The sequence below is a fragment of the Phycisphaerae bacterium genome, from assembly GCA_012729815.1.
Classification (GTDB): Bacteria; Planctomycetota; Phycisphaerae; order JAAYCJ01; family JAAYCJ01; genus JAAYCJ01.
In genome coordinates, this window is sequence record JAAYCJ010000159.1 from 1 (window position 1) to 17863 (window position 17863).

The 17863-nt window shown below is 63.5% G+C and carries 9 protein-coding genes; 3 read left to right on the forward strand and 6 right to left on the reverse strand.

The annotated features are described in order from the left end of the window. Positions 1-54 precede the first annotated feature (54 nt). The 4 genes from GXY33_10575 to GXY33_10590 all read right to left on the reverse strand — a co-directional run bounded on the left by GXY33_10575 (position 55) and on the right by GXY33_10590 (position 8096). The gene (locus GXY33_10575; GenBank protein NLX05576.1) at positions 55-1290 is read right to left on the reverse strand and encodes a serpin family protein; all 1236 of its coding nucleotides are present in this window, start codon (positions 1288-1290) and stop codon (positions 55-57) included. Positions 1291-1435: 145 nt separating this feature from the next. Continuing rightward, positions 1436-1957 carry a hypothetical protein gene (locus GXY33_10580; protein NLX05577.1) on the reverse strand — a complete coding sequence of 174 codons (522 nt, stop codon included), beginning with the start codon at positions 1955-1957 and terminating at the stop codon, positions 1436-1438. Between the two features lie 10 nt (positions 1958-1967). Continuing rightward, positions 1968-4856, reverse strand: a complete 2889-nt coding sequence (locus GXY33_10585; protein NLX05578.1) for a hypothetical protein — start codon at positions 4854-4856, stop codon at positions 1968-1970. Between the two features lie 420 nt (positions 4857-5276). Beyond that, positions 5277-8096: a hypothetical protein gene (locus GXY33_10590; GenBank protein NLX05579.1), complete on the reverse strand. Its 2820-nt coding sequence runs from the start codon at positions 8094-8096 to the stop codon at positions 5277-5279. Between the two features lie 435 nt (positions 8097-8531). Here GXY33_10590 and GXY33_10595 point away from each other — a divergent pair, with 435 nt between their 5' ends. Next, entirely contained in the window at positions 8532-9686 is a 1155-nt protein-coding gene (locus tag GXY33_10595; GenBank protein ID NLX05580.1) for a hypothetical protein, read from the forward strand. A gap of 36 nt (positions 9687-9722) precedes the next feature. Here GXY33_10595 and GXY33_10600 read toward each other — a convergent pair whose 3' ends face one another. Together GXY33_10600 and GXY33_10605 are read right to left on the reverse strand one after the other, a co-directional pair. Further along, complete coding sequence (locus GXY33_10600) at positions 9723-14348, reverse strand: hypothetical protein (protein NLX05581.1); 4626 nt, start codon at positions 14346-14348, stop codon at positions 9723-9725. Positions 14349-14463: 115 nt separating this feature from the next. After that, the gene (locus tag GXY33_10605; GenBank protein NLX05582.1) at positions 14464-16623 is read right to left on the reverse strand and encodes a hypothetical protein; all 2160 of its coding nucleotides are present in this window, start codon (positions 16621-16623) and stop codon (positions 14464-14466) included. Between the two features lie 183 nt (positions 16624-16806). On the opposite strand from GXY33_10605, the gene GXY33_10610 reads away from it, so the two are divergent. Then, positions 16807-17361 (forward strand): helix-turn-helix transcriptional regulator, encoded by a 555-nt coding sequence (locus tag GXY33_10610; GenBank protein ID NLX05583.1) that lies wholly within the window; start codon positions 16807-16809, stop codon positions 17359-17361. A gap of 164 nt (positions 17362-17525) precedes the next feature. Next, positions 17526-17863, forward strand: a 338-nt coding sequence (locus GXY33_10615; protein NLX05584.1) for an aminotransferase, incomplete at its 3' end; no start/stop codon positions are given.

Genomic DNA, 17863 nt, shown 5'->3' on the forward strand with positions numbered 1-17863 from the left:
ACTAGCTGCGTCCCCGTTTCGATCCCGCCGACCAAGCGGCGGCAACCGTCGAACTCACGACTCGGCTTCGGCTTGGTGTCTTGGGTCGACGAAGCGGCCGATGAACAAAATGCTGCCGGTCCGCAGATCACGGATAAGGAAGACAAACGGGTGGTCGGCGTGAAAGACGGGAGTCTCCTTGCCTGATCGGATGAACCATGAACCACGGGTCACCACGTACGCTTCCGTGCCCTCTTCGTTGACGTCGATGTATCCCTCCTGATCGATGGCGGAGATCGGTGGCCCGGCTGTTCCACCCGTCATTGCCGAGAAGTCCGGATTTATGAATACATCGGTAAGCCCCATGGCTTGCAGGACCTCAGTGAGCGGCATCCGCGTCTGCATGCGAAACCGCGGAATCTTCACGTCAACATCTTTTGTGACTTCCATCTTATCCATCCAATTTGCCACAGTCTTCCATGTGAGTCCTTCCTCGAAGTCCGGTAAGGAACCATTTGGGAGAATCAGAGTCATGGATACCTCCTCTCCCGTGTATGGCATTTCCAGGAGCTTGCAGCCGTCCAGAAATGCATACTTGAACCTGCCAGCCTGATGCATCATTGAGACTGTGGCATTCTCGCCTGTCAGAAGATGAAACTCCTCGTCATCGGTTGCATCTGGGTTGAATTCATATTTCCATCTGCCCTTGAAGTAGATCACACTGGTCAGGAGCATTCGCGTCAGCGTGTCCACTCCCTGCGAAACGGCTGCGTCCTTGATCCGACCGTGCGTGGTGTCGCGCACCCACCTGGCGACGGCGTCGTGGGCGCCGGCCAGATCGTGCTCGAAATCCACGGCCGCCGGTTTCTCGCCGTAGCACTGGCGGAGGGTCCGAGCGAACTCATCTCGAAACTTGAGGCCTTCGTGGGCCCAGAGCCTCGAACCCAGGTACAGGTCGTGCGATTCCGCCCCTTGGCGGAGGCTCACCAGCAGGTCGTGGTAGGCCGGGTGGACCCGCTGCTTGAGCGATTCCAAGCCCAGCACTTTTTCCATCTGCTGCGCCGTTTGCTCCCGCGCCCCGGCGTAGGCCAGGGCCAGCGCCATCGAGGCGCAAAGCGGCGAGGAGAACAGGTTGCCTCCCGTCCCTGTCGTCCCGTCCTCGACCAGCTTGCGGTGCAAGTCGAAAGTGAAAGTATTGGTGGCCTCCACCAGGGCCTCGCGCTCCGACGAGCGGCTTAACTTCTTGCCGCCGCATCCGGTTATCGGCGACAACACACCGATACAAACCAGCAAAATCCCCAATCTCTTCATGACCTTGTCTCCCAGAATCAACCCTCAATGACTCCCAAGTGGACGGATCATCGCGACCTGTACCTGCCACGGCCTGTCCGTGTCAATACTAGCGGCGTCCCCCTTTCGATTCACGCCGCAGCCGGTCCAAGCATGCCTATGCCGGCTATCTCTGTCCCTCCTGACCGGCCGGCCCGGAGGTGGGAAATATCCGGCTCGGTCGGGTGAAGAAGGGATTGGGTGGGGCCGTCCCAGTTCCTGGGTGAGGGCCCCACTGCCACTTCCTCATGATCTCGCAGACCTCCTCGCTCCGCCAGCTGTCGCCCCATACCTGGTTCTTTTCGGCATCTACGAAGAATCGAATGCTCACGCCGCTCTTGTCGTCTCGAAGGAACAAGAGATAGCCGCCGACGCAGTCCTGGTCGGCTTCCGCAGCCTCCTGAAGCACGCGGATCAACCCGTCGATGTACGAGCGATCCTTGAACCGAAAGATGCCTCCCAAAGGCCCGTGGTCCTTCCCATCGTCGCCCACAACCTCCATCGTAGCATATTCGCCCAGCCGAAGGTCCTGCGGCCGGCCCGACCGGACGCGGTCGTAAGGACCCCGGCTCCCCTTCGCCAGCATCCACGCCAGAAGGATCAACGCCGCCAACCCAATCACCAACCCGACATGCTTGGCCGCCGCCACGCGAAGTCTCCTAATGTAGTTTGAGTAGTCCAGGGATGCCACAGCCATACCACCAGAGATTCTCCCGTGGGTGAACCAGACCGGCATGTTCGATGTTGATTTGCGTCAAGGCGTCCCCTACAGTATAATCCCAACCGAGGTATTGCCAGAAGGCCCCCACATAGGTGTAATACGCTGTTAGGTAATTGTCCTGATGGGCTTCATGGTGCCAGCCGAGGTAGACTTGGTCTTGCCCTTGTACTCCGCTTAGCGAACCGCAAGCTTGAGCAAAATCGTAGTTGCGTGCACTGTAACAAGAGTCGATTTGAACGATCTTAAGCCTGCTCTTGTACCACAAACGGCACTCCATCATCGAAGCTCCATTCTCTTCCCACCCATCGGGCAATTCCCTGTAGTCCGGCGGAGGAGTCTCGTAATCGCGTTTGAGATAGGAGAACACCCTCTTGTCGTAGAGCACAATGTTTGTTCGGTCCTCCGGTGTTTTCTTGCCAATCTGATAGTGTCCGTGCCCCAGGTGATACCAGTGAGAGAGATTGTTGGGAACGATCAGCATCCACTTGACGTTGAACCAGGTGCAGTTCTTATGGTAGAGCACACAATATGGCAATCCTTGATCCTTGCATGCAGTAATCACCTTTTTGATGCCGGGCCATCTGTTCTTGGTAACCGCCTTGTCGGGCAGTGTTATCAGAACCCTTACATCGCTGGGACCATCGTAATCATAGGGTTCAAACTTCTTCGAGACTTCCTTGATGAATTCGTCATACTCATCATCTCTGCCTTCTCCTGACAGACGTTCGCCAAACGCCTGTTCACTCAGAACGATTCGGAGGAGCGATTCGTCTCCAAACGCTACGGCCGGAACGGAGATGTTTACCGAACTACCTGTGCCTCCGGTCGACCAACGGATCGCGTCATCCACTCCAACCAGTGCAATGACAAGATCATACACCCCTTCATAGAGAGCGGCAAGACGATAGTCGCTTCCCTCCTTGAAGCTATCACTCGCGGTCAAGCAGTGGAGGCCGTTCGAAAAGTTGACCTCGAGTCTCTCAGACAGAGCGATGGGCGATCCGGATGTGACGGCTATCACCTTCAACTCATGAGGACCGTTTAGGTAGGCGTAACTCTCCAGGGCAATCGTATATCCGTAGTCGAAGTTGATGACTTCTCCCACGAGGTTGCCATCAAGGAACACGAACATCTGCTCCGTCTCGCTATCAAAGCCGCCAGCAGTGATGGAGAAGAATCCGCTGAGTTCGTTAGGATCTCCGTCGACGGTGACGGCGATGTTGGGTCGGGCGGGTCCGGATTGGCCGTACTGGGTGGCGAGGATGCCCAGGTCGCCCACGCCGACTTCGCGGTCGCGGTTGATGTCGGCCTCCAGGTAGTTGTAGCCGGGCGCGGTGGTTTGGCCGTACTGGGTGGCGAGGATGCCCAGGTCGCCCACGCCGACCTCGCCGTCGCGGTTGATGTCGGCTTGGAGGTAGGTGGCGGCGCCGACGTTGGCGAAGTCGAAGTTGGAGTAGTGGAAGCCGATATCGAGGGGGCCGGCGTCGGGTTCGCGGTCGGCTGAGGTGGCTGAGCCGGTCAGTTGCGGATCGGTCAGGCCGATCGCGCCCCAGCCGGTATCGACCAGCGGCGAGTAGCGATCCAGAAAGTAACCCTCCAGCGGTCCGGCGCCCGGGTCGTAAGGGTCTTCGAGGACGATTTGCGGGTAGTATTCCTGGAAGCCGGTGATCTGGTCGAAGTTGTTGTTGGCGGCGTTGGCGTAGTAGCCGGTGCAGAGGGCGACCGCAGCCATGGAGCCGTCGACCAGGGCGACGCCGTATCCGGCGTAGGACCGCGAGACGAGGTTGTTGACGAGCTCGACGGCGCCGGCGTTCTCCGGGTAGGCGGCGCCGTGGACGACGATCCCGTCGTACCGCGGATTGTCGATGGTGTTGTTGCGGATGGCGATGGTGGTATCGGGCGATTCGGCGCTGGTGGTTGACTTCAGGTCGATGTCCATACCGCAATAGTACGCGGTGACGATCTGGTTGTTCAGGACGTCGGTCAGGTCGGTGCCGGTCTGGCCGATGCCGAAGCAGGGATAGTAGATGAAGTTATCGTGCAGCGGCTCATCGAGGCGGATGTCCTGGGTGATCAGGCCGACGTAGGCGAACTCGATCACGCAGAAGCTGACCGTGCTGGAGACCGAAGCGGTCGGTTCGATCACGACCGGGCAGTAGTAGTCGCCCCAGGACGGCGAGGCGGCGTCGGAGGTAAAGACGATGGGGTTGGCGGGCGTGCCGCGGGCGAGGATCACCCCGCCGCTGTTGACGAGCAGGCAGCCGTTGACGCTGTAGGTTACGGTCGTTCCCGGTTCGATCACCAGGAGGGCCTGGACGTTGACGTCGGCGGTGACGTGGTAGACGTTGTCAGCGGTCCAGATCACGTTGGCGGTGATATCGGAGTTGACCTCGACGAGGCTGCGCGTGCCGCCGTCAAGGGCGGCCGAGAAAGTTCGGGAGGGCGGATTGACCGGCCAGGAGGGCTGGTCGGCTGTGGTTTGCGACTTAGCGGTCAGGGCGTCGCGTTGGGCGCGGAACGCGAGGTAGTCTTGGGGTGTGGCGGGGAAGGTCGGCTGGTCTGTGGCGATCGGGCAACAGGTCAGGCGATCTTCGCGCGAGGCCAGCGTCGGATCGGTCCTTGGGACGAAGGGGGCGGGCGCGGGTTCCTGATAGACGAAGTCCTCGCCGACGATCTCGGCCAGAATCTCCTTGAGTTCCTCGACACCCACCTGATTGGGGTCGATCGCCGTCTCAGCGGCAATGGCCGGCCCGGCGCAGAAGACGCCCGTTAGCAGTAGTGCAATTATCCACACACACACACTGATGATTCGTTTCGACGTTCCCATCGCTGACCTCCATCCATGAACTGATGCCGTGATTCTGGATGCATATTGGCCGAGTACAGCCTGCGAGTGACGTGATCCCGAGGCGGGCGAAGCGCGGAGGCAAGCTCTACGCGCGGATAGCTTGGTTTCAATCGGGCCGCTGGAGGTTGTCTTGCCGCCGTTGGCGTTGACGTTTGGGCCTCCTGATGCCGGTTGGCCCGAGGGTTGATCCGCGAAAACAACTTACCAAACGGTGGATGGGTTGTCAAGGGTGTTTTCTCTCTTCCGGCTCTTCGCCTCAGGGCGCACCGTCCCATCTTGCTTGGGGCTTTGCCCCTCAAGCTCCAGAATTCAGCGATTCACGGTTGTCGGCGGCGATTCGGCGTTTCACGCTTCTCAGAATGCCGTGGACCGCAACGCCGCCAAGCCGGTGACGGGTGGTTATTCTGCCAGCATCGGCCGAAGCTGGGTCCACAGCGCGTCGGCGATTGCTTTCATGCCGCGGTCGCCGGGGTGCCAGTTGACCCCGCCGTTTTCGAAGTGGCCTTCCGAGACCGCGCGGTACTGCTCGTCGCCGATCAGGTGGCTGATGTAAAGCCACGGCGCGCCCTGGGCGTCGCACGCCGCCTTCATCAGGGCGTTCCGCTGCGGGCACGCGCCCCACATGCTCACCCCGCAGACCAGGGCGTCGGGATTGGCCTCCTTGAGCATGGCCAGGAGTTTGGCGTACGGCTTGGTCAGCGTCTCCTCGTTGGCGATGTCCAGCGACGTGTTGTCGCCCACCTGGATGAGCACCAGGTCCGCTTGGTATGATGCGAAAGCGGCAAAGAGGTTCTCCTTGCCGGCCAAGCCGTCGCCCTCGAAGAGGTTCTCGATGATCAGCTCCGGCTTGGGATCGCTTTGGGCCTCGCACAGGTAAGCGTGCAGCCGATGGGCGAAATCCTTTTCCGGCGCGGTCGCGGCCATGCCCCAGTTGCCCTGCCAGCCGAGATGATCAGCCGGCGGATGGCGCGTGATGCTGTTGCCCGCGATCAAAAGCTTCTTCACCGCTCGCGTGGCCGGCCGCGTCAGCCGGGCGTAGAACGTCGGCTCGTAGCCGCGCAGCACGAGCTTGCCCGAACCCAGCTTGCCGCTCTCGAACGTCTCGCGGATGAAGCTCCGCTTTTCGTAGTTCATCCCGGCGAGCCACGGGGCGCGGATTTCGCAGTCGATCCGATCCACCACCGCCGGCGCGGCGCCGGGCCGACCGCACATCTGAGCCAGGCCCTGCTGCCAGAGGTCCTTGGTGCTCAAAGCTTCCGGCGTGATCTCCATGCCGGTGTTGCGGCTCCGCGAGATCGCGGCCACCAATATGCTCCGCGACCGCTCCAGCGGCAGGCCGTCCTGGGCCACCAGGGCGATCATCCCAAACTGCCGGTCGATCCCACGCACCTCGACGCCGCCGTCGAAAACCAGGCTCGGCTTGAGGAACCCCGTGTACATCTTGGCCGACGGCGAGTCGACGCGGATGAACCCGCGCCGATCGCTCCAGTCGAACTGCGCGACCGGACCCATCGCGATCCGCGGCTCGTCGCCGTAGCTCGCCTCCGGCAGCACCGTATCGGCCTCCGGATCGAACACCGTCCGCAGCCCGCGACGCCAGACATGTTGGCGAAGCGCCAGGTCCATGCCGCCGGTGTCCTCGAGCGGACCGAGACCCCGGTGGGCCAGGTTCAGCAGGATGTCGCGGCCGAACGTGGCGGTCACCGGCTCGCAAGCGGCGGGCAGGGCCCCGCTCCTGAACAGCGCGCCAGCCGCCTTGGACGCGGCCAGCACGGCTTCGTCGTTGGCCATGATCAGACCCGCGTTCGGATAGCTCGTATCCGGAATCGGCATTCGCACGTTCAGATAGTCCTGGTCGCTGGTCAACGTCGGCTGGTAGCCGCGATCGTCCCAGTAGAACCAGAACACTCCGTCATAGTCCTGCCATGAGGCGAAGGCCGCCATGCGGGCGTAGAACTCGGTGGCGTACGGGTTCGGCCGGCTGTCGTTGCACTCGTAGATCAGGTGCGGTTTGTTCGGCACCCGCACCAGATCGATCGGCTGTTCCATCAGCGGATGGCCGTTGACGCGGACCACGTACGGGTAGTACGGGTCGTCGGGTTTGACCTCCCACGGCCGCATGCCGAAGCCGTAGATTCCGTATGAAGCGAAATCGCCGCACGTCGCCGCCCAGTAGTTCTGGAGGCTGTTGCCGAACCGCCCGGTCGGCGTCACCGGCACGACGTTGATTCCCACGCCTTCCGGCGCGAGCGATCGCAGGAACGCAATAAACCGCGCCGTATGGCCCGTGTACAGCTCCACCGCGAATCGCACCACGTCCTCGCCCCGCGCGTAGGGGTACGATCCCAGATCGCCTTCCTTGACCACGAACTCCTTCTGGTAGCCCGCCTTCTCGACCTGCACGCCCGCCAGCGTCGGGGCGAACTCGACCGTGCCGTCGGCCAGCGACTCGCCCTCGTTGAGATTTCCCCACGCCGCGACCAGCGCCTCCTGCGTCGCGTACCGCTCCTTGAGCCACTCATTCCACCGCTGAGTCAGCCGCTTCTTTTTGATCCCGGTCGGCGTCGTGCGAAGCACCTGCTCCACAAAGCCGTTCTCATTGAAGACCTCGTAGAGCCCGATCGCCTCTTCATCGGCCCAGCGCTTGCCCGTGTACGGGTTGACGTGCTCGATCAGGCTCCGCGCGTACTCCTCGAACACCCGCTCAGCCCGGCGGTCGTAGTAGACAATGTGGCCAAACACGTCCTCCTTGATCAGTTGGTTCCACTCCTCGCGCGTCCCGTCGTCCGGCATCGCGTCGTAGTCCGCTTCGGTCGGATGGCGATAGGTGCTCAGCGAGATCCAGAAGAACATCCCGTGCTGCTTGGCCAGGGCGATCGCGTGGTCAAGCCGGTCCATCGCGCTGCCGCTGTCCTTGACCACCGGGACGATCGGGTACGTCCGCCCCTCGACGCCCTCCAGGAACGTTCCATCAAAGAGGTTCAGCCGCACCCCGTTGATCCCCGCATCCGCCATCCGCTCGAACGTCAGCTCCAGGTCCTTGCCCTGCCGTTTGACGTCGCAGACGAAATTCGTCCCCCACAACCGCAGCCGCTGGCCGTCGTACCACAGATGCCCATCCTTGACCGTGACGAACTTGCCCTCCGCCAACGGCCCCGCCGCCACCGCGCTCGCCCCGACCAACAACCAGACCGCCACAGCCGAAAAAGACCTTCGCATTACGCACTCCTGAATACCAACCTGGGATGGATCTGCCAAACGGACACCTTTCCTGCATCGCCACACGGCCGGTCGCGGTGTTTCCGTGTTTCCTCGGCATAGTACCAAACCCGCTCCATTCCGTCAAGACCCGATATTTTGCTGTAAATATTTATGTTGCAGTGATTTGCAAGCTATCGATGGCGGCTAAGGCATATTCTGGCATGTCGTACGGTCCGGCCTCTTCTTTCCAGTCTGGGGTCCGGAGGGCATCGCGCTCGGCAGGTCGATATCACACCGCATGCCGCGAATGCCGGTCTGCGCCGCGATCGTCACCCGATCCTGGCAGGTCCGTTGCTTCTCGGTTGGCCGTCACTATAATCGGCTCCGACGTGACGGTTGCCAACCAGGACAAGACTGAAGGAACAGCCAATGGCCGAGAACGCCTCCAAGCCGATGACCAACCGCCAGCGCACCTCCGCGGTGCTCCACTATCAGCCGTACGACCGCCTGCCGGTGGTTCACTTCGGTTTCTGGAGCGAGACGCTGGCCAAGTGGGCCCGCCAGGGCCACATCCGCCGCCAGATCGCGGAGACCTGGTCCGACGGCAACGTCTGCGACGCCCAGCTCAGCGGGCAGTTAGGGTTCGATTTTGACTATTACAGCACGTTTTCGCCCGCCACGTATTTGAGCCCGACCTTCGAGGTCCGCGTGGTCGAGGAATTTTCCGACGGCTCGAAGCACGTTCTGGACTCGGAGGGCGTGGTGGTGCTTCAGCGGCCGGACGCCGGTTCGATCCCGGCTGAGATCAAGCACACGCTGGTGGATCGTCCGTCGTGGGAAGAGCACTACAAGTGGCGGCTGGAGTTTAGTCCGGAGCGGGTCGAGCACGCGTACGTGCGGGCCAACGACCAGATGCTCCGCTTCGATCAGGGCGGGCTCGAGTTTCTCCAGGCCGACAGCCGCGATTACCCGTACGGCTTGCACTGCGGCAGCCTCTACGGCGTGGTGCGCAACATGCTCGGCGTCGAAGGGTCCTGCTATCTGATGATGGACGACGAAAACCTATTCGCTGAGATCATCGACACGGTGGCCGACCTGTGCTATCGGACGACGAAGTACACGCTCGAGAAGGGCGCGAAGTTCGACTTTGCCCATTTCTGGGAAGACATCTGCTTCAAGAACGGTCCGCTGATCGCGCCGTCGGTTTTTACGGAGAGAGTCGGTCCGCACTACAAGCGGATCACCGATTTGCTGGGCCGCTACGGCATCGACATCGTCTCGCTCGATTGCGACGGCAAGATCGACGCGCTGGTGCCGGTGTGGTTCGAAAACGGCGTGAACACGATGTTTCCCATCGAGGTCGGCACGTGGGATGCTTCGATCCAGCCGTGGCGCGAGCAGTTCGGCCGCAGGCTGCGCGGGGTCGGCGGGATGAACAAAACCGTCTTCGCCAAAGACCGCGCCGCGATCGACGCGGAGATCGAGCGGCTCAAGCCGCTGGTCGAGCTCGGCGGCTTTATTCCGTGCCCGGACCACCGGATCGCCCCGGACGCTGAGTACGACCTGGTTCGCTACTACACCGACCGGATGCGGAAGACGTTTGCCTGACCGTTGGCCGTCTTCGGCGGTGTCGGCGCGCATTCATCATCGCGAGTACAGGTGGCTGGACCGGCCGAGTTGCGGGGCGAAGAACGCGCCGAGTCCGGAGCGGAAGCCGCAGACCGGGGCGATTTGGGCCTGATGTCGCGGCACTGTGCCGCCGAGGGTCAGGAACGGGTCGACCATGCCGCGGACCGGGTTCCACCACTGCGAGGTCCACCACGAGATGCCCGCCTCGAGGGGGTTGTCGGATCGCCAGACGCCGATCACGTCGCGCCACTGGTAGTATTGCCCGATGGCGGTACTGACGGCTGAGCCGGCGCCGGGCATGTCGGGCAGGCTTTCGTGGAGTATCGGCGGGGCCTCGGTGACCACGGTCTCGGCGAGCATGCCATGAAGCTGCTGTCCAGCGGGCTTGACGGCGGTCTCCCACGAGACCGTCCAGAGGCCTCCGGCCTGGGCTTCGATGGTGGGGTCGAGGCCGTACGGGTCGCGGAAGCGGGTGGGGCTGCTGAAGGCATAGGCGTAGGGCGAAGTGGCGCCGAGCACCGGGACCGGGTCGCGCTGCAGGAAGCTTCCGGTGGTCGGATCGTAGAACCGCTGGCGAAGCTGATAGAGGCCCGTGGCCTCGTCGTAGTCGCGGCCGGCGAAGAGTCGCGGGTTGTCGATGGCGCCGCCGGCGGCAACCGGCTGGCCGAATGCCTGGTAGCGATACGACTGGACCACCGCGCCGTTCATGTCGGCCAGGGCCATGACCGTGCCCATACGGTCGGAGTGGCACAGGTAGTTGTCCGGCGAGAGGAAACCGCCTTCCTTGATCCCCTCCAGGTGGTCGACGCCCAGGCCGTTGACGTACTGGCGCACGAGGCGGCCGTCGCCGTCGAATTCGCCCAGGACGTTGTCGCGGTCGTAGACGTAGCGGGTGATCTGGCCGTCGAGATCGCGCGTGGCCAGCCGGCCGGCTGGGTCGTAGGTGTACGCGATGTCGCGGCCGTCGGGCAGTTCCACGCCGATCAGCCGGTTCTCGGCGTCGTAGGTGTAGCGGGTTATCGCGCCGGAGACGCGATGCGTCGCCGTGATCCGATTGCCCGCGTTGTCGTAGCCGTAGTCGCAGGTCGGATCCGCGGTCAGCCGATTGGCTGCGTCGTAGGTGAATTCGCTCTCCTGTCCGGCGATCCGCCGGTTGCCGGCGTCATCGTAGCTGTAGGCCTCAGCGGGGTTGTCCGCCGTTGGGTGCGCAGCCGCGGTCAGCCGTCCCGCGGCGTCGTAGGTAAATTCGTGCGTCCCGTCCGGGTCGGTCATCTCGAGCAGATAGCCCGCGCCGCTGTAGGTCCACGCATACGCCGCGGTGTCCGTGCCGGAGTAGGTGGACCCGGTCAGCCGGTCGGCTCCGTCGTGCGTGAACGTCGCCGTCGCCTCGACCGTCGAGAGTTCATCCCATCCGGCGAGCCGTCCGCCCGCGTCGTAATCGTAGCGCAACTGGAACCACGATCCGCCGTAGAGGTTGGCCGGCAGGTAGCCGCGATCCGAACCGTAGTCGATCGCGAATTCGGTGTAGTCGTCGCCGGCCGACAGCGTCACGATCGACTCCTGCTGGTTGGCCTGGCGATACTCGTAGCCGACCGACGCGGCGAAGCCGGACGGCAGGAACGTGGTGGTCGCCTCGGTCAGCAGTTCGTACCAGTCGTAGGCCAGGTCGATCCGGCACGCAACATTGGCCATCTGCGTGAGCAGGCCCGTCTCGGCGTCGTACGTGTAGGTCGTCGCGTCCGCCTCGTCGAACGTGCGGCTGACCAGTTCGCCGGCGTCGCTGTACTCGTAGTCCACGCGGCGGCCGTTGGGCCGGATCGCCGCGGTCAGCCGGCCTTCGCCGTCGTACTCGAACCGCGTCGTGTGGTCCAGCGGGTCGGTTGCCTCGGTCAGGCGGTACATCTGGTCGTAGCCGAATTCGGTGACGTTGTTTCGTCCGTCGGTGATCGAGGCGATCACCGCGACCGGTCCCAAGCCGTCGAGGTCCACGCTGCCCTTGGCTGGGTCGTAGGCGAACCGCACCGTGTTGCCTTCGCCGTCGGTGACCGTCTCTCGCAGGTTCATCGCGTTGTATGTCGCCGTCCACTGCCGGCCGTCCGGATCGGTGGCGCGGCTGACGTTGCCGTAGGTATCGTAGGCGAAGCTCCAGATCCCGCCGTTCGGGTCGGTGACGCTTTCGAGGTTGCCGTCGTCGTTGTAGGCGAAGCGGGCGGTTCGGCCGTCGATCATCGCGGTCTCGCGCTGGCCGCGCTCATTGTAGGTGAAGGTGAAGGTCCGCCCGTCCATGGTCGTCGTTTCGATCAGGTTGCCGTTGGCGTCGTAATCGTACTCGGCGGAGGCGCCGACCGCGTCGTCGGTGATCGTTTCGGGAAGTCCGGTTTCGCTGTCGTAGTCGATCCGCAGCGAGTCGGAGACGCCGACCGCCTCGACGGGGCCGGACACCTCCGTGAGCTTGCCCTGCGAGTCGTAGACGTAGGTGGTCGTCTTGCTCTCGCCGCTCGCCAGTTGCGTGACCTGGTCGTCGGCGCTTCGCGCCATCTCCACTGTCCGTCCCAGCGGATCGGTGATCGCGGTGCGGGTACCAAACGGGCTGACGACAAAGTCGTATCGGCCGCCTTCGCCGTCGGTGTAGCTGGAGTTGGCGATGGTCGCGGGCGAGGCCGCCGAGCCCGCCGTACCGGCCAGGCCGTTGATCGTGCCGATCGCCCCGACCGCGGTGTGCTGGGTGAACGAGCCGTCCGGCCGGTCCACCTGTTCGACCGCCCCGGCGGCGTTGTAGCGATACGCGGTGACCTGTCCGCCCGCGTCCGTCTGGTTGAGCAGTTGATGATCGTCGTCGTAGGTGAAACTCCGCGTATTCGTGTCGGGATTGACGATCGTCACCAGGTCGCCGTCGCCGTCGATGGTGATCTGCGTGCTCCGCTCGTACGGGTCGGTGATCGAGCTGAGGTGTCCGCCGGCGTCATAGGCGAACGTGGTGGTTCGGCCGAGCGGATCGGCGATGGTGGCCAGCCGGCTGGTGCCTGGATGGTACGTGAACGCGATCGTGTTGCCGTTGCGATCGACCTGCGTGACCTCGAGGCCCTCGGTGTTGAAGGTGATTCGCGTCCGGCCGCGGAGAGTCCACTCGTAGCCCGTCGCGGTCCGGCGCAGACTCGAGAAATCGCCGCGCGACGTGGTGTAGCGGCCCTCGCCCTCGAAGGCGAAGGTGTATATGTTGCCGTCGCCGCTGGTGATCGTGACCTGTTCGTCCTCGTCGGTGAGGCGATAATGGCCGACCACGCCCCAGCCCACGCCCATCGGCCAGGGGTCCTCCGCCGGGCGGCGAAGGAAAACCACGCCGGTGTACGTGCTGGCGAAACCCACGTATTCGTCGGCGATTACGCCGGTGCTTCCGATGGCCGGGCCGCCGAATTCGGGCACGGTGGAGAACTCGGCTTGGTATTCGTTGGCCAGGGTCAGCGAATAGCGGTAATGTCCCTCAGCCAGTTCGCGGCCGAGCCCGTCGCGGCCGTCCCAGCGGTAGTAGAAGAACATCGGGCCTTCGATGGGTGTGAAGTAGCGTTCGATCCGCCGGCCGCCGATTTCAGCGGTGAAGCGCATCCGCTGCGGCACGAGCGTGCCGGTGTCGCGAATGTCGTAGCTCAGGCCCAGGAGCGGATCGGTCGAGACGCGGTTCGAGTTGTACTGCAGCGTGACCGCCCGCCACGTATCCAGCGTGCGGTAGGCTGGGATGGTGTGGTCGATCGCCAGGTGCCCGTCGAGGACGCCGACCTGTGAACCGGCCCGAACGGCGCCGCAGTTCTGGTTGTTCATCCGCGTGATGTTGGTCAGGTCGGTCGGATCGGCTTCGCCGCCGTCGGACGGGGCGGTCCAGCCGAGGTTGCAGTCGCGCGGCGAGAAGTGCTCGACGTCGAATTCCACCCACTCGCCGTCGGCTGAGACCGTTCCCATCGATTCGTGCGTCCAGACCAGCGTGGTGCTGCTGTAGACGCCGACGGGAATCTGCGTGCCCGGTGCGAAGCCGCGGGTGTTACGCATCCGTACGGTGGCTGGGCTGCGGAAGGTCGTGCCGTCCGGCGTCAGTTCGCAGGCGTAGGTGAAATGCGTGAGTTCCGGCAGAAAGTTCGGCAGGTCCTTGCCGCGGCGGAACCACGTCGCCCGCATTTCGGTCGTCGCGGCCAGAGCGCCCGGCGGCACGACCAGTTGGATCGAGTCATCCGAGTTGGACCCGGTTCCGCCGCCCGGGCCGATGACGATGGCCTGGGAGTCCAGCGGGGTCAAAAACATCTCCGGCACCGCGACCAGCTCGCCGTCGCCGACCTCGGCCCGCCGCTGGGCGTAGGTGTAGCCGGTGGCCTGCGCGGTCACCGCGTAGGTTCCGCCGGTTGGCACCGAAAACGCGAAGCGGCCTTGGGTGTCGGTGAGCACTCGTCCGGTCACGCCGTCGACGGTCACCCGCGCGCCCTCCATCGGCGAGTCGTCGGCTGCGCTGTAGACCACGCCGAAGATCCGGGTGTTCGAGTCGGCCGGGTCGGTGTCGTCGTCCGCTGGGCCGTTGCCGCCTCCGCAGCCGCCAACGCACACCGTCACCGCCGCCAGAAGCAAGAAAAGCCACCGCCGAAGCAGCCACATTCCCATCACCGGCCTCCTGGTAAGAATGGTCGGGCCCGCCGGGCGCATCACCGTCGATGCCTTCAGGATACCTCCTGCGGCTGAGGATGTAAACCCAGTGGCGGCTGCTCGTGTTCGCCGCCTACGGCCAGTTGCGGCGGTAGGGCGGATCCCAGTGGACCGGCGGTTGCTGGATCTGGAGGGCGATCCTGGCCAGTTGCTCCAGATCGATGTTCTGCCCCGTCCGCAGGAGGAACCGATAGCGGTGTTCGCCCTGGTCGAGGAAGTCGTTGGGGAACTGGGCGGGATCCTGTTTTTCGGGGACATCGTCCATGTGCAGGGCGTAGCGCGGGCTGCGGATCAGCGTCAGCCGGGCTTCCTGCTGGTCGACGTCGATGGCATAGACCTCCGGGGCGATCAGGCCCAGGTCGGTTCCGTCGGCCGATCGCAGCCGCGTCCAATCGTGCAGCGGGAACTCCGCGCCGCTCAGCGGACGGTCCTGGCGGCCGCCGGGAATTCCGTCGATCCGCTCGGCGATCGGGCCGGCCGGCTCGACGATCATCTTGGCCAGCGTCTTCTGCTGGCCCCAGAACAGGTCGAGCACCAGTTCGACAAACGGGTCGCCCGCGTACAGCCGGGCTCGGAGGCGCATGCGGCTGTTCTTGAACTGCCCGATCCACGCCAGCGACGCGCGGACCGGACCGGCCTCCTCCAGCAACACCCGCTTGCGCTTGAATGGTCCCAGCGGCTGGCCCTGGAAGCGGACCACGTCGTGCGACCAGGTGTCGGAGAGGTCCTCCAGCACCGCCACAGTGACGGTGACGATCTTACCGGAGGCGACGTCGGTCAGGGTCAGTCCTTTCTCGTCGCACTCAACCCGCCAGTGAGTGTTGGTGATGCCCGAGCGTTTGGCGCGAATGTCTGACTTTCTGACCGCGTGCCCGTCCGGCGACAGGCGCAGCAGCTTGGTCTGCCCAGCCGCCAACTCGATCGGGCAGAGCACGCGAAGCGATGTGCTGCTCTTGGACTCCGCCGGCAAGATCTGTGTGGCCAGCGGCTCGTTCGTCTCGGCGTCCACCAGATGCGCCTTGCGGCCGGTCATGCCGAAGAACTCGTGCTCCAGATAGCCGCGATACGGCTTATCGTGATGGTTAAAGACCGCGGCGTAGGCCAGCGCGTCATCCGAAAGGGCGACCGGCGGCTGCTTGGTCGAGAGCCGCCGTGTGGCCGAGACGACCAAAGCGTCGGCGACCGCACGGGCCCGGCCGATCTGGTCGAAGATGTCGGGATACGCGGACTTCAGGCACGTTCCGCCGTAGGTGTCGTGGAACTGGTTGAACAGCACGTCCTCCCACGCCTTGTCGATTTTCGCTGCAGCGTCCGGATCGGCGCAGTCGGGCAGCTTCTCGACCGTCTTTTCCGCGGCGATCAGCTTGTGCTCCGCCGTGCGGATCTCAGCCTTGAGACGTCGCAGCGAGGTGTAGCAGCCGACCGCGTGCATCTGCAGTTCGCCTTCGACCACCGGTAGCTTCTCGCGTTGCGACTTGATCGCGTCGAAGAACGCCCGCGGGTGCGAGAAAACCAGTTCCAACCCGTCGAACGCCGTCTGGTGCTCGAGGATGTACTCGATCTGCCGGCGCGTCGGTCCGCCGCCGTGATCGCCGACGCCGTAGAAGCACATCACATGCTCCATCGACGGATCGACCTCCTCGACCGTCTTGAGGATGTGCTCGCGCAGGTCCGGAGCGGGCGAGGTGTAGGCCACGGGAATCCGGTACGCCATCAGCTCGTGATCCGAACCCGCCGCCCGCCAGCGGAAGATGTTCGACGGCAGTTCCTTCTCGTGCTTCATCGGCCGCATGAACACGTACGAGTCGTAGCCGTTCTCTGCCAGAATCCGCGGCAGCGAACCGGCGTGACCGAAGCTGTCCACGTTGTAGCCGATCGTCACGTCGACGCCGAACTTCTCCCGTGCGTCGCGCAGGCCCAGTTCGATGTGCTTGCGGAATGCCTGCTCGGTCGGCAGGTTGCAGTCCGGCTGGATGTACCAGCCGCCGACGATCTGCCAGCGCCCGGACGCGACATGCCGCCGCACCCGCTCGAACAGCTCGGGGTTCAGGTCCTCCACGATCCGGTGAAACCACATGTCCGACCGGGTGAACACGAACTGGTCATACTCATCGAGCAGGTTCGCCGCCGAAAACGCGGCGGCCAGGGCCTCATCCACCCCGGCCTGCCAGTTCCACAGCCACACCGGGTCCAGGTGGGCGTTGCCGATCATATGTACCTTCAGCGTCGCCATCGCCTTAATCTCCTTCAGATACAAAGCTGGCATTGTAGTGGCGGGGAAAACCGCGGTAAAGGGGGGAAAGCACACGGCGAATCGAAGGCGATTTTCCCTCTTGACTCGTGTTCGGTTTTCCTGTACTCTGACCGCTAATCGTTCAGTATTCCGAACAGAAACCGGTAACGTCAGGATGGTGCGGTGGACCCCCAAAGCCTTGGACAGCACCTGAATCAACTGCGGAAGCAGGCGAAAGTCAGCCTGCGGGAACTTGCCCGCGCGGCTGAGATATCGCCGGCTTCGCTTTCGGCCATCGAAAAATCGCAATCCAGCCCCACGCTCGATACGCTCCACAAGATCCTCAAAGCCCTTGGGACCAACTTCGCCGACTTCTTCGCGGCCAATCCGGGATCGGAACAGAGCCCGGTCTTCCCCGCCACCGAGACGAAGCCTATCACTGATGCTCATAGAAGATATGTTTTGCTTTTCCCCAAGCGTGAGGACCTGCGTTTCGGGATGGTGCATGAGCTCATCGCGCCCTTTGAGACCGAACCCACATGGGAGGCCCACGATTTCGATTTGGGCGGCTTGGTCATCGGGGGCGGACCGGCGCGGCTTGAGATCGAGGACCGCGGCAGTTGGGAACTGGGCAAGTGGGATGCGTTCTACGTCAAAGCCGGATGGCGCCACCGGGCCATCAACCTCGGGTCCGAACCGCTCGAACTGATTACCGTGGCCGATCCGCCCGGTTATTAATCGTTGAAAACAAAGGGCTTATCCAAAAGAAGTGTGCATTCAAGTGCAAGGAGCTGACCATGAATCGACCGGCACTCGCCAGCGAAGGCGGCCCCAAGGCCGTCGAAAAGATCGGACCTCTGCCCCCCAAGATCGGGCGGGAAGAGCTCTGGGAAATCATTGACATGTGGGATCTCTCAGCCGAGGCCAAGGGCAAGATCAAGGATCTGCTCGCCGCCGAGCCAAACGTCGGAGGTCCGCACCTGTTTCGGTACTACAACCCCAAGCCCAGCCGGGTGGCGGCGGCTGAGGAGGCCATGAAGGGCCTGATCGGTACGAAGTACTGCCTGGCCGTCAACTCCTGCACCTCGGCCCTGGTGGCGGCGTACCGTGCCCTGGGCATCGGGGCGGGTGACGAGGTCATCGTGCCCGCCTACACGTTCTTCGCCACCTCGGCGACCGTCGCCTCGTCGAACGCCATCCCGGTGATCGTCGACGTGGACGAGACCCTCTGCCTCGACCC

What these genes read in the sequence shown, in the direction of transcription:
- GXY33_10590 (NLX05579.1), bottom strand. Translation starts at nt 8,096, where the DNA reads ATGCGAAGGTCTTTTTCGGCTGTGGCGGTCTGGTTGTTGGTCGGGGCG.
- GXY33_10600 (NLX05581.1), bottom strand. Translation starts at nt 14,348, where the DNA reads ATGGGAATGTGGCTGCTTCGGCGGTGGCTTTTCTTGCTTCTGGCGGCG.
- GXY33_10595 (NLX05580.1), top strand. Translation starts at nt 8,532, where the DNA reads ATGACCAACCGCCAGCGCACCTCCGCGGTGCTCCACTATCAGCCGTAC.
- GXY33_10605 (NLX05582.1), bottom strand. Translation starts at nt 16,623, where the DNA reads ATGGCGACGCTGAAGGTACATATGATCGGCAACGCCCACCTGGACCCG.
- GXY33_10575 (NLX05576.1), bottom strand. Translation starts at nt 1,290, where the DNA reads ATGAAGAGATTGGGGATTTTGCTGGTTTGTATCGGTGTGTTGTCGCCG.
- GXY33_10585 (NLX05578.1), bottom strand. Translation starts at nt 4,856, where the DNA reads ATGGGAACGTCGAAACGAATCATCAGTGTGTGTGTGTGGATAATTGCA.